General features: G+C 54.6%; 7 protein-coding genes. 2 read left to right on the top strand and 5 right to left on the bottom strand.

Annotated features, from left to right (window positions below; all coding sequences use genetic code 11):
* Positions 1-44: 44 nt before the first annotated feature.
* The 4 genes from CSE01S_RS00860 to treZ are packed head-to-tail and all read right to left on the bottom strand — an operon-like array spanning position 45 to position 7,275.
* Positions 45-836, bottom strand: a complete 792-nt coding sequence (locus CSE01S_RS00860; RefSeq protein WP_042282999.1) for an OBAP family protein — start codon at positions 834-836, stop codon at positions 45-47.
* Complete coding sequence (gene glgX / locus CSE01S_RS00865) at positions 837-2,918, bottom strand: glycogen debranching protein GlgX (RefSeq protein WP_042283002.1); 2,082 nt, start codon at positions 2,916-2,918, stop codon at positions 837-839.
* The gene (gene treY / locus CSE01S_RS00870; protein ID WP_042283006.1) at positions 2,918-5,488 is read right to left on the bottom strand and encodes a malto-oligosyltrehalose synthase; all 2,571 of its coding nucleotides are present in this window, start codon (positions 5,486-5,488) and stop codon (positions 2,918-2,920) included. Before treY ends, glgX begins: the two co-directional genes overlap by 1 nt.
* Positions 5,485-7,275, bottom strand: a complete 1,791-nt coding sequence (gene treZ / locus CSE01S_RS00875) for a malto-oligosyltrehalose trehalohydrolase (RefSeq protein WP_042283009.1) — start codon at positions 7,273-7,275, stop codon at positions 5,485-5,487. The genes treY and treZ overlap by 4 nt, the downstream gene beginning before the upstream one ends.
* 578 nt (positions 7,276-7,853) lie before the next feature.
* Between treZ and CSE01S_RS00880 the strand changes: the two genes are divergently transcribed.
* Together CSE01S_RS00880 and dosP are read left to right on the top strand one after the other, a co-directional pair.
* Positions 7,854-9,236 (top strand): diguanylate cyclase, encoded by a 1,383-nt coding sequence (locus tag CSE01S_RS00880; protein ID WP_042283011.1) that lies wholly within the window; start codon positions 7,854-7,856, stop codon positions 9,234-9,236.
* A 26-nt stretch (positions 9,237-9,262) separates the two neighbouring features.
* A complete protein-coding gene (gene dosP / locus CSE01S_RS00885) occupies positions 9,263-11,668 on the top strand; it encodes an oxygen-sensing cyclic-di-GMP phosphodiesterase DosP (protein ID WP_042283014.1) in 2,406 nt (801 codons plus the stop codon).
* Positions 11,669-11,717: 49 nt separating this feature from the next.
* On the opposite strand, the gene CSE01S_RS00890 is transcribed toward dosP, so the two are convergent.
* Entirely contained in the window at positions 11,718-13,649 is a 1,932-nt protein-coding gene (locus CSE01S_RS00890) for a methyl-accepting chemotaxis protein (RefSeq protein WP_042283016.1), read from the bottom strand.
* Between the last annotated feature and the right edge of the window lie 114 nt (positions 13,650-13,763).

A 13,763-nucleotide genomic window follows, 5' to 3' on the forward strand; every position in this document is an offset into this window, starting at 1 on the left:
GCCCATCCTGACACGCTGTCCCGTTGCAGGATGGGCTGTGAACATTACGGCTTTTGTTGATTTTGCTCAGCCTTACCAAAAGAGCGCGTCATGCCATGACCATGCTCCCCCGCGCCGCTGACCCTTTTTAACTGTATCACTTGCCCTTTCTCCCAGGCGTTGGCGCCTTGTGCTACCGGATGCGCCACAATATCCCGCCGCTGTTGTTTAATTTCTTGCGTATTAATACCCAGTCGACGGTCCCGATCGGCTAATAGCGCCGGGTCCAACTGCCCGTCGCCGGTAAAGCCCATCATCAACGCGGGGATCCCCATTGGAAGTGTTTTATCGCGATCGGTATGCCACGTATGCCAGGTTTTGCCGTAGGTGTTGACGATTTTGCTCATCAACGCTTTGTCCGCGACGGCGGGAAGACCCGGCGCCACCAGGCTGCCGGACTTCACTTCATACTGATGGCTGTGCCAGAGTTTTTTTTCCTCTGGCGGCAGCGTATTGAATAACCGCTCGCTAATGATGTATTCAACGCCCATCAGACGCGCGTCTTTGGTATTCCCGTCGTAGATCACCGCCTGCATCACTTCATCATTAAGTACAGTGACATAATGATGCGCTTCCATCTGGCCATTTTTATCGCCACTGTAGAAATGGAAGCCATCCAGATAGGCGCTGATGGCCTCGATCGGCGGCCGGGACTGTATCACTTCCGCCCCGGCTTCCAGCGTACGCAGGCTTGCAGACGTTTCTTTACCGGGTATCGGCGTCTTCGGCGGGGTCGTGTTCGCCCCGCAGGCCGTTAATAACGCAACCGATGCTGCAATGCATAACCCTTTTTTCACTTATGGCCTCCTGAATAATGCGATGCTGCGTCCGGCAAGTTCATAATCCGTTTCATTTTCGATAATCAGTCCCTGTTCAGGGTCATTAGCCGTGTTCAGTTCCAGTACCCAACCGCCATCCCCCGTTTGCGGGATGCTGAACGGCACGCTACATTCGAAGGGATTCAACAGAAGCAGAACCTCGTGCCAGATCCCGTCTTCGGTCTCGAGATCGGGACGACCGATATACACGCCAAGCGTGGAGCCTTCATCCCACTGCTCCGGCTGCTGTAGCCCGCCCCCGGCATTAAACCACTGGATAACCATGCCATCGCGCCAGTTTTCCCGACGCAACAGCGGCTGCTGTTTCCGCAGTTCAATAAGGTGGCGCGTAAATTCCCGCAATTGTTGCGCCGACTCCGGCAAACTTTCCCAGTGGACCCAGGAAATGTCGCTGTCCTGGCAGTAGCCGTTGTTATTCCCGTTCTGGCTGCGGCCAAACTCATCACCGGCCAGCAGCATCGGCGTACCGTGGGACAGCAGCAGCGTGGCGAGGAAATTACGCTTTTGCTGTTCGCGCGTGGCGTTAATGACGGCATCATCCGTGGGACCTTCCGCGCCATAATTGCATGACCGGTTATCGTTATGTCCGTCGTTATTGTCCTCGCCATTCGCCTCGTTGTGCTTCTCGTTATAGGACACCAGATCGTTCAGGGTGAAACCGTCATGCGCGGTAACAAAATTGACGCTCGCCCATGGCCGCCGCCCTCGCAGGTCATAGAGATCGCCGGAGCCAAGCAGACGTGCGGCAAAATCGGTAGAAACGTTGTCGCCCTTCCAGTATTCGCGCACTGTATCGCGGTATTTATCATTCCATTCTCCCCACCCTGGCGGGAAACCGCCTACCTGATACCCGCCCGGTCCAATGTCCCAGGGTTCACCGATCAGCTTGAGTTTCGACAGCACCGGATCCTGCATCATCGCGTCAAAGAAGCCGCCGCGCTGATCAAAACCCTCCGGTTCGCGACCGAGGATCGTCCCGAGATCAAAACGGAAACCATCGACGTGCATCGCTTCCGCCCAATAGCGCAGCGAGTCCATCACCATCTGCAGCACGCGGGGATGAGAGGTATTAACGGTATTCCCCGTCCCCGTGTCATTAATATAATAACGATGCTGATCCGCCAGCGTGCGGTAATAGGAGAAGTTATCAATACCCTTAAATGACAGCGTCGGCCCCAGCTCGTTACCTTCCGCGGTGTGGTTATACACCACATCCAGAATGACCTCGATACCCGCATCATGATAGGCGCGCACCATGTCGCGAAAGCCTTGTATGCCGCGCGGACCGTAGTAGCGCGTCGCCGGAGCGAAAAAGCCCAGCGTGTTATATCCCCAGAAGTTTTTCAGACCTTTGTCCAGCAGATGCTGATCGTCCGGAAACCAGTGAACCGGCAGCAGTTCGACGGAGGTAATGCCAAGACTTTTAATGTAATCCACGCTTGCCGCATGGCCCATCCCTTCAAACGTGCCGCGCAATTCTTGCGGTATCGCGGGATTCAGCCAGGTGAAACCTTTGACGTGAGTTTCATAGACAATGGCGCTGGGCCAGGGAATATCCGGGCGACGGTGATCCTGCCAGTCGAACGCATTCGGGTCGACAACCTTACATTTTGGCGTAAACGGGGCGCTGTCGCGGGTGTCAAAGCTAAGATCCTTTTCTTCGCTTTCCAGATCGTAAGCGAAATGCGCCTCATTCCAGGCGATATCCCCCACCAGTTCCCGGGCATAAGGGTCTATCAACAATTTATGGGGATTGAAACGGTGCCCGTTCTCTGGATCAAAAGGCCCGTGAACCCGATAGCCGTACAGCGCCCCGGGTTCCAGACCCGGCACGTAGCCGTGCCAGATCTCATGCGTAAATTCCGGTAAGGTCAGGCGGGCAATTTCGTTTTGTCCGCTCGGATCATACAGGCACAGTTCTACGCGCTCGGCATGGGCGGAGAAAAGCGCAAAATTAACCCCCTGTCCGTCGTAGTTTGCCCCTAACTGCTGGCTGTGCCCTGCTGTGATATCAAATTGTTTACCTTTTGCTTTTGCCATTATCCATTTTCCCTTTCTGCACTCGTCTGTTCAGACGGGTGTTCGCGTAAAACAGCAATAAGTGGATGACCGGGGAGTTGCGCGACGTCAAGCGTGGCGCCGACATCGACCGTCTCGTGATGAAAGACGTCTTCATACTGACGATTCGCCAGCCGTGCGGGCAACGCGATACGGGTATCTGCCCACAGCGTGCCGCCAGCAGAGGAGAGTTCGCCCTCTATGCGATGGAATACCCAGCGTGGCGCCACCACCACCAGCGCGTTTTTTTCATCTGCTCTGGCATAAGCAATGACGTGCTCCGCGTTGTCCCCCTCGGCGTCGAGCGGCAGATAGTCGCCCTTGCGAAACAGCGTGGGAAACCTTTGTCGCAGATGCAGCAGAACGGCGGTCACATACTGATTCACCTGACCATTCATCCAACACGCTTCCTGCGTAAATACGCGGCTGTCTGCTTGTGCGAGCTGGCGGGCCAACAGGGCAAAGTCCGGCAGGCGACGATTATCCGGGTCAACCAGACTGAAATTGAGCGCCTCGCTGCCCTGGTAGATATCCGGCACGCCGGGGGCGGTCAGTTTAATCAACGTCTGGGTCAGGCTATTCACCAATCCGGCACGAATAAACGGCTGCAACGCAGCGTGAAAATCCTGCAAAAACAGCGTGTTTTCTGGTGACAGCATATGCCGGGCATAATCCAGAACCGCCGTTTCGTAGGCCTCGTTAGTATCCACCCAGTCCGTCCGCAGCTTGGCTTCGCGTAGCGCTTTTTCCACAAATTCAAGGAATCGCTCCTCAAGCGCCTGCAAACCGTTCGCGTCATCCGGACGGAATACCGCGGGCCATACCCCCGCCAGCGCCTGATAGAGCATCCAGGTATCCGCCGCTTTGGGCGCGGTGCCGTCATTGAGAAACCGGACATGGGTCTGGTTCATTTGCCGCCATCGCGCCAGATGCTCCGCCCAACGCGCCGGCGCCTCGGTCAACGTGTATAACCGGGCGCGGGCGTCTTCGCCGCGTTTGGTGTCGTGAGTCGACGTGCTGGACAGCGCATCCGGCTGTAGCCGCATACGGGACTGCATCTCCTGATGAAAGCGCGTGAGTGAGAAAAAGCGTTGAACGGGCTCTGCGCCAACTTCATTTAGCGCCAGATCCATGTTCTGGCGAAAGAACAATGTGTCCTCTACCGATTTGGCCATTAGCGGGCCGGTGAGCTGCTGGAAGCGCGTGCGGAAGGTCGCCGCCGTGGTCGTCAGGCAGGCGTCATCGGCACCGACCAACAACCGAGAGAAAAAACCAAGCGCCTGAGCGTCCGGGGCAAACTCACTGGCGCTCAGCTGTGCGGTGACATGTCGCAGCAGCTCGCGATCCGCCGTGCTGAATCCCTGCGCGGTGCCATACGTTCTGTACACCGGAAAGGCAATCAGCAGTTCTCGCAGCGCGCCGCGCAGCGTCTCGTCATCAATATCGACGCGCTGTTGACGGGCCAGTTCGCTTGCCAGTTTCAACAAGCGGGCAAATTCGCCGGCAAAATTACGCTCTATCATCAGGACCCGCGCCTTACGCAGTTCAGCGCGCATATCCACCTGCTGACCGACTGCATCCTGCCAGACGCGTCGGAGATCGCCCAGCGCGCGATCGTCCACCAGCACTTCGGCCAGAGCCGCAATAAACTCATAGCCGGTGGTACCCGAAATCGGCCATTCCTGCGGTAATTCCTCCCCGCGGGCAAGAATTTTTTCAACGGTGATATAGCACGCCTCACCGACCTTTTGACGTAAACGCTGAAGATAGGCCTGCGGATCGGCAAGGCCGTCAATATGGTCGATACGCAATCCGTCCACAGCGCCGTTTGCCACCAGTTCAAGGATCAGTTGATGGGTGTCATCAAATACCCGATTGTCCTCCACGCGAACGCCAACCAGTCCAGTGACTTCAAAGAAACGGCGATAGCTCAGATTTGTCGCGGCCTCGCGCCAGGACATCAACCGCCAGGGTTGCCGTTGGTGCAAGTCGGCAATAGCCTGTTTATCGGTCATCGCCAGCACATCCGCTTCATTTCCCTGCCAGGTTGACGGATCCAGTGGGTAAAAGGCGTCATAATAGGCCAGCGTCGGTTTACCCGTTTGCGGATCCGCTTTGATGCTGATCTCCCCTTTTTCCAGGACTTTCTCAAAAGTGTCGCCAAGGAACGGTAATGTCAGTCGCTGTGTCCAGTCGATATCGAAATGGCTGGCGTAAGCGCTTTTCTCTCCGTGTTCAATAACGTCACGCCACCAGCGATTTTCCAGCGAACTGGCCATATGGTTAGGGACGATATCGAGGATCAGACCCATTTGCGCAGCGTGAAGCGCTTGCACCATGCGATCAAATCCTTCCCGCCCGCCGATGGTAGGATCGATCTCATTACAGTCTGTGACGTCATAACCGTGGGTCGAGCCCGCTGTCGCCGTAAAAATTGGCGAGGCATATAAATGGCTGATCCCGAGCTTTTTCAGGTACGGTATCCGTTCGCTAACGGCGTCAAAAGTCATGCCGTTGCGAAACTGAATTCGGTAGGTCGATGAAGGGATCATGGTAAAGTTTCTCCCTGTGCGAATCGGACGACAATGGCATTTGGATTAAGACGCTCGCTGGCTTCCGGCCAGGCGAAAACCGTTTTCCCCGGCATTTCCGGCAGCACCACTGGCACATCGCCAATATTGAACGCCAGCGACAAAACGCCTGTCGGGAAACGCCAGCGCACAGCAACAAAACCAGGGGCAGTCTGCACCACTTCGCCTTCACCGCCGCGTGCGGTTTTCAGCAGCGGGACGATAACGCGCCGGCGTCTGCTCAACAGATCCCGGGTGAAGGTCAGCCACGCTTTTCCTTCTTCATGCTGCATTTTTTGCCAGTCGAGTTTCGCGCGCTGGAACGTCTCAGGCGCATTGGGATCTGGTACGTTCTCGCCTTCATGTCCGGCGTGTCCGGCAAATTCCTTCGCCCTGCCTTCACGCACCGCGCGCGCAAGATCGCCATGGAAATCCGTAAAAAATAAAAAGGGATGCGTTTCGCCGTATTCCTCGCCCATAAACAGCAGCGGAATATGTGGCGACATCAGGAGCGTGGCAAGCAGTACCCGTGTTTTCTCGGCTCCCGCCAGCGTAATCAGCCGTTCGCCCTGCGCACGGTTACCAATCTGATCGTGATTCTGAATAAAATCGACAAAGGTAGTCGGTGGCTGCTGTCGACTGCTAACGCCGCGCGCTTCTCCGCTAACGGCGGACATTTCCCCTTGCCAGGCGAACCCTTCGCTCAGTACGCGGGCAACATAGCGTTCGGGCTGAGTGGCGAAGTCGGCGTAATACCCGTGATTTTCCCCGGTCGCCATGACGTGAATGGCGTTATGGAAATCGTCGTTCCACTCACCGGAAAAGAGTGGCGTCGCGCCATCTTCAGAACGCGGATGTAAAAACAAGACATTACGGTTGTCTTCGGTGGTGAGATGTATCGGCCGGTCGCTAATCTCACGACGGATACGTTCGGCTATCTCTACCAGCAGATGCGGTTGCGCGTCATCTTTGATCTGATCGATGGCGTCAAAGCGCAATCCGTCAAGCTGATACTCCACCAGCCAGTACAGCGGCGCGTCAGCAATATAGCGGCGTACCGCGTCGTTTTCATAGGCGATGCCGTTACCCCACGGCGTCATGCGCGCGGCGTCGAAAAAGTTCTCAGATAACAGCGGCAGGTAGTTACCTTCCGGCCCAAAGTGGTTGAGCACGATATCAAGAACCACCGACAAACCGTAACCGTGTGCGGCATCAACAAAGGCTTTAAAATCGTCTGGTGAACCGTAGGCGGAATGCGGCGCATACAGCAACGTGCCGTCATAACCCCAGCCGCGTTGACCGCCAAACTGCGAAACCGGCATCAGTTCAATGACGGTAACGCCCAGTTCCGCGAGATACGGAAGTCTGGCGATTGCCGCCTGGAATGTCCCTTCAGGCGTAAAGGCGCCGAGATGCAGCTCATAGAACACCGCTTCTTCCCAGCGACATCCCTGCCAGTCAGTGTGTTGCCAGCAATAGGCCTCGGGATCGACGACGCGCGACGCGCCGTTCACATCGTCACACTGCGCACGCGAGGCCGGATCGGGAATTGCCGTCCCGTTGTTCAATACAAACTGATAAGGCGTTCCCGCCTTGACGCCGTTAACCTGGCACTCAAACCATCCCTCTCCGCTGGCCGTCATTTCATGGTTTCGATCGTGAATACGGAGATACATCTTTTCCTGACTCGTCGCCCAAATGCGAAAGCGAACGACATCCGCGGCCACAAATTCACACCCCCAACTTCTAATAAAGGATTTTGAACTCATACTGTCGCCCCATTAGACCCGTTTCATCCTCGGGTGAGTTTTATGCAGCAAATACCCCTACCGTTGCTGTATGAAACAGCATACGCAGAACAAGCATAGACCAGCTCTGACGATTGCGAGGTGACAGTGTCACGTATGAAGCGTTTTTTCTGACTCGCGCCCCCCTGAAAAGCGGATCGATAAACGGGGTTTACGCAGGTGTTTGATATTTCTTTCAATGAATAATGACGAACGTTATTTCCTGAAATCAATACGCGAGGGATAGACTAAAATAAATACGTATAAACCATGATGGCTTTTGGTTTTCATTTTGTCTTTTATTCACGCAGGCGCAAAAGGTTATTCATCTAAAAACAGACTAAAAGAACGGGCTTTTTATTGCTTATGGTGATAACGCCGGATTTTCAGGCTTTGCCTGCAGATTTGTATAAAAATATCCCTTAAGTCATGACACTCTTTCTTTCATATGATGATGCTACATTACAGGTGTGACGTATTATTTAATTCGATCTACTATCCATAAAACTGCGAAGACGCCTGTCCCGTGTCTTTCGCGAACGACCGTAAGGATCTGCCTGATGGAGATGTATCTTAAAAGAATGAAAGACGAATGGGTCGCGTTGGTTGAACAAACGGATCCGCATATTCGTAAACTGGCTTCTGAGATTGCGATTCACCACGCGCACACCCTGAGCATCGAGTTTTATCGTATTGTGCTTGCCGACCCACATGCTGAAGAATTTTTAAGTAATGAACAGGTGGAGCGGCAGCTAAAACACGCGCTGGAAAAGTGGATTGTCGATGTGCTCTCCTGCACTAGCGGTGACGTTGATGAGTTAATCAAAGTGCAACATACGGTCGCTGAAGTTCATGCCCGAATCGGGATTCCCGTCGAACTGGTGGAAATGGGTTTTCGGGTTCTGAAAAAATTGCTCTACCCGATCATCATAGACAGTCACCATGAGGCGACAGAGAAACTCCTGATCTACCATTTTTCTATTAACAGCATCGATCTGGCGATGGAAGTCATGTCCCGGGCCTTCTCTTTTAGCGAAAGCAGCGCGGCAAAAGAAGATGAAAACTATCGTATTTTTTCCCTGCTGGAAAATGCCGAAGAAGAAAAAGAGCGCCAGATTGCCTCACTGCTCGCCTGGGAAATGGATATTATCTATAAAATTATGCTCGACGCCGACTTTGGCAACAGTCTGCCGTTAAGTCAGGCGGATTTTGGGTTGTGGTTTAACCATAAAGGGCGTCACTATTTTAGCGGCATCGCTGAAGTGGGCCATATTTCCCGACTGATCCAGGATTTTGACGGCCTGTTTCATCAAACCCGGGGAACCGCAAAAGCGCTGAACAATAAAGCCTCGCGGGTAAAGTTCCTTCTGCAAATCCGCAATACCGTTTCGCAAATCATCACTCTGCTTCGCGAACTGTTTGAAGAAGTTTCGCGCCATGAAGTGGGAATGGATGTATTGACGAAGCTACTCAATCGCCGGTTTCTGCCCACCATTTTTAAACGCGAAATCGCCCACGCCAATCGTGCCGGAACGCCGCTTTCCATTCTGATTATTGATGTGGATAAATTTAAAGAGATTAATGACACTTGGGGACACAATACCGGTGACGAGATCCTGCGGCGCGTTTCCCAGGCCTTTTACGACAACGTGCGCAGCAGTGACTATGTTTTTCGCTACGGCGGCGATGAATTTATTATTGTGCTGACCGAAGCCACCCAGACCGATACCCTGCGCATCGCGGAGCGTATTCGCAGCCGCGTTGAGAAAACCAAAATTAAGTCTCCTGATGGTGAAGCGATCCCGCTTTCGCTTTCCATTGGCGCGGCGATGTTTAACGGCCACCCCGATTATGAACGCTTAATTCAGATTGCTGACGAGGCGTTATACATTGCGAAAAGGCACGGCAGAAACCGTGTTGAACTCTGGAAACCAGGCGCCTGAGTGTTTTCCGGACGCAGAGGTAACACATGAAGCTAACCGACGTTAAAAGCACCGGAGACAGCATTTTCATTCCCGCGCTTGAGCAAAGCATGATGGGCGCCGTGCTGATCAACGACAACGACGAAGTGCTGTTTTTTAATCCGGCGGCGGAAAAGCTGTGGGGGTACAGCCGTGATGAAGTGCTCGGGAAAGGCATTTCGATGCTTATTCCCCGGGATTTGCGCGCGGTGCATCCGGACTATATTCGCCATAACCGCGAAGGCGGGCAGCCGCGCGTCGTCGGCATGAGCCGGGAACTGCTGCTGGAACGCAAAGACGGCAGCAAAGTGTGGACCCGCTTTGCGCTGTCGAAAATTAGCGTGGAGGGCCGGATCTTTTATCTGGCGTTTGCCCGTGACGCCAGCGTAGAAATGGAACAAAAGGAGCAAACGCGTCTGCTGCTGTTAGCCGTCGACCACCTTGATCGTCCCGTTATCGTTCTTGACCATGAGCGGCGCATCGTCCAGTGCAATCGCGCCTTCAGCGAAATGTTCGGATACAACATTCAGGAGGCGTCAGGCCAGTTGCCGGACAGCCTGCTCCACATTCCCGAAACGCCGTCAGATAATCGTCTGCGGCTGCAACAGTTGCTCTGGAAAACCACCCGCGACCAGGACGAGTTCCTGGTCATTACCCGTTCCGGCGAGGAAATCTGGATCAAAGCCTCCATCAGCCCGGTATATGGCAAAGAAACCGATCTGCCCAATCTGGTGATGACCTTCTCTGACGTCACGGAAGAACGGCAAATTCGCCAACTGGAAGGCAATATTCTTGCGGCGATGTGCGCCAGCCCGCCGTTCCAGGAAATGGGAGAAATCATCTGCCGCAATATTGAAGCCGTTCTCAGAGACACCCACGTCTCGCTGTATGCGCTAAAAGATAGCGCCCGGCATTTCTGGGCCTCATCTTCTGGAAAAGCGGCGCGCAAAAACCTCGACGTCTGGTCGTTGACGATCCGCCAGCGCGACGGCTCCCCCGCCGGTACGCTGTTAATTAAAACCGTTAAAGGAAAAGAGACCAGCGCCTTCATCCAGCGGGTTGCCGATATCAGCCAGCATCTGGCCGCGCTGGCGCTTGAGCAGGAAAAAAGCCGACAGCAGATTGAGCATTTGCTGCAGTTTGACCCGTTCACCGGTCTGCCTAATCGTAACCATCTGCATGCTTATCTCGATGAAACCACCTGCGAAGAGCCTCTGCGCTCGCCGGTGGTTTTTCTGATAGGCGTGGATCATTTTCAGGACGTGATAGACAGCCTGGGCTACGCCGTGGCCGACCAGGTGCTATTGCAGATCATCAATAAGATCCGTGAACGGCTAAGACCCGACCAGTACCTCAGCCGAATTGAAGGCACCCAGTTTGTGCTGGTCAGCCATGACAGTGAAATGAGCAACATTACGCACTTCGCCGACGAGCTTATTAGCATTGGTAATGAAGCGACGCTGTTTGACGATAAGCCCTTCCCGTTGACGTTTAGTATTGGCATCAGCTATGAAGCGGGTAAAAACCGTGATTACCTGCTGTCGACGGCGCACAATGCAATGGACTTTATCCGCAAGGCAGGCGGTAACGGCTGGCAATTCTTTGACCCGGAGATGAACCGCGCGGTTAGAGAACGCCTGCGGATGGGCGCAGCGTTAAAAAGCGCCATTGCCAACAACCATCTGCGTCTGGTCTATCAGCCGCAGATTTTCGCCGAAACCGGTGAGCTTTACGGTTTCGAGGCGCTGGCCCGCTGGAGCGACCCGAAGCACGGGAATGTTCCTCCAGGCCGCTTTATTCCGCTGGCGGAAGAAATTGGGGAAATCGAAAACATCGGACGCTGGGTGGTTCGGGAAGCCTGCCGTCAGTTGGCCGAATGGCGCGCGCAGTCGCTGACCATTCCCACCTTATCGGTTAACCTCTCGGCCCTGCATTTTCGCAGCAATCAATTGCCCAACCAGGTGTCGGAAGCGATGCTGGAATTCGCCATACCGGGCGAACAGCTGACGGTGGAAATCACGGAAAGCATGATGATGGAGCAGGATGAAGAGATCCTCAAACGCATCACGGTGCTACGTGATATGGGCGTTGGGCTGTCGGTCGATGATTTTGGCACCGGCTTTTCCGGTCTGTCACGGTTGGTCAGTCTGCCCGTGACCGAGCTGAAAATTGATAAATCGTTTGTTGACCGCTGCCTGACGGAAACACGGATCCAGTCGCTGCTGGAAGCCATTACCCGTATCGGACAAAGTTTAAATCTGGTGGTGATCGCGGAAGGGGTGGAAACCAAAGAACAGTTTGAATTTTTACGTTCGGTCAGATGCCCAGTGATTCAGGGATATTACTTCTCGCGTCCGGTTGCGGCAGAGGAGATCCCAGGGTGGATGAACAGTACGCTTCCCGTCAGCCTCTGATGCGACCCGGCGGCACGTTTTCCGCCGGGCCTGAAGCACTGCCATAGATTTAAGGCAGCGTAAAAGAAGAGACCTGCTTCGCCAGTTGATCCGCCTCAGCTTTCAGAATTTGAGTACGCGCGGCGGCATCGTCAATCAGCGACGCGTTTTGCTGCACGGTTCCGTCCATTTCGGTCACCGCCAGCGTCACTTCCGCCACGCCCTTACGCTGTTCTTCCCCGGCCACACGAATTTCGCCCATCAACTGACGAACCTGACGGACGTGCCCCACCAGCTCCTGTAGCCGATCTCCCGCGTGATGGATTTGCTGGCTACTGCTGTCAACATGTGAAACCGACTCGTCTATCAAGGCTTTGATCTCCTGAGCCGCCGTTGCGCTACGCTGTGCCAGCGTGCGAACTTCCGAGGCAACGACGGCAAAGCCCCGTCCCGCATCCCCGGCTCTCGCCGCTTCCACCGCCGCATTGAGCGCCAGAATATTGGTCTGGAAAGCGATACTGTCGATTACCGACACAATTTCTACCATCCGCCCGGACGACGCGCTGACGTTATCCATAGTGGAAATCACCTCGTGCATCACATCGCCACAGCGGTTGGCGGTCTGCGCGGTATTTTCCGAAAGCTCATCCGCCAGTGCGGTATTGGCGGCATTCTGCTGTACCGTGGCGTTAAGCTGCTCCATTGCGGCAGCGCTCTCTTCCAGCGCCGCCGCCTGTTGCGTGACGCGGGTGGACAGTTCGGTGTTGCTGTCAGCGAGGCTTGTGGCTGTACTGGCGACCACTTCGCTGCTTCCGCGTACCGTGACCAGGATTGCGGCGATTTTATCGACAAAGAGATTAAAGGCTTCAGCGATAGCGGAAATCTCGTCTTTACCTTTTACCGCCAGACGACGCGTAAGATCGCCTTCCCCTTGCGCAATATCATCCAGCGCTTTGCGGGTATCATCCAGACGGGCAATCAACCGGCGCACCAGCAGCCACGCGCCCAACAGCAGCAACGCCATCAGCGGGATCAATACCACCAGAACGTCACGCATCATTTCCTTTGCCAACCCGACAATCCGTGCTTCTGGCGTAACCAGTCCGACCACCCAGCCGGTATCCGCCATTGGAAACAGCATGACCCGCGAAGCGGCGTTAAGAATGCCGTCGTGCTCCAGCGCGACGGACGCAGTGCTGGTCTTCGCTACGCTGAGCGAGCGTAACTGGCTGGCGACAGGCGCGAGCCATGGCGAGGCGTTGACCAGCTCACTGACGGTTTTAAATTGTTGCTGCTCGATCGGTGGGAAATAGAGGATCTGCCCCTGCTTATCCACTACAAAGGCATAACCACCGGTGTGACCGCCCTCTTTCTGCATAAAGCGGGCGACGTTATCAAGGCGTATATCCGTGGTGGCAACCCCGGCGAACTGACCCGACAGCAGATAAGGCACACTGCAGGTCACCATGTTAATCCCGGAAATGGCGTCCTGATAAACGTCAGACCACAGGCAGTTTTCCGCAGAGCGTCCTTTCGCCTGTTGATACCAGCTTTCGTTATGGTACCCATTACCGGTAGCAGCGTTATATTCATCCGAATACACCAGCTTATTATCGGTATTACGCGCCCAGAAAAAACTGCGTCGCTCCAGGCCAGGCGTAAAAGCGTTCGGCTCCGGCCAGATACCGCCTCCGGTAATAATGCTGTCGCTGTCGATGCCCAGTAACTGCGGAGCAACGGTGCGATACAGTGTTTCATCATTGGGCAAGACCTCTGCCAGACGCGCCAGGCTGACAGTTTCCCCCTCTACCCGTGACAGGACGGTACTGAGCTGGCGCGTCAGGCCATGTCCTGTCTGCTCTATTAGCGCAGTGTTAATCTCCACAACGCGAGGCTGACCTCGCCAGAGCATAATCACCACAATCACCAGCGTCGTAACAATCAGCAGCACGATCCCGCCGAGCGTCAGGCGCGTGGAAATACGTGACGGATACCAGTCCATACAAACTTCCTTATCATTCAGGCTAATTTGTATTCAGTATCGGCACGCCGGAGAAGAGCTTTATTATTTATTTCCGGGATGAAGATGATTGACATGTGACGTTGTCACAAATAA

The organism is Citrobacter sedlakii NBRC 105722 (assembly GCF_000759835.1).
In the GTDB taxonomy this organism is placed as follows: Bacteria; Pseudomonadota; Gammaproteobacteria; order Enterobacterales; family Enterobacteriaceae; genus Citrobacter_A; species Citrobacter_A sedlakii.

Coding starts and splice junctions, on each gene's coding strand:
- glgX (WP_042283002.1), bottom strand. CDS start 2,918: ATGGCAAAAGCAAAAGGTAAACAATTTGATATCACAGCAGGGCACAGC.
- treY (WP_042283006.1), bottom strand. CDS start 5,488: ATGATCCCTTCATCGACCTACCGAATTCAGTTTCGCAACGGCATGACT.
- treZ (WP_042283009.1), bottom strand. CDS start 7,275: ATGAGTTCAAAATCCTTTATTAGAAGTTGGGGGTGTGAATTTGTGGCC.
- CSE01S_RS00880 (WP_042283011.1), top strand. CDS start 7,854: ATGGAGATGTATCTTAAAAGAATGAAAGACGAATGGGTCGCGTTGGTT.
- dosP (WP_042283014.1), top strand. CDS start 9,263: ATGAAGCTAACCGACGTTAAAAGCACCGGAGACAGCATTTTCATTCCC.
- CSE01S_RS00890 (WP_042283016.1), bottom strand. CDS start 13,649: ATGGACTGGTATCCGTCACGTATTTCCACGCGCCTGACGCTCGGCGGG.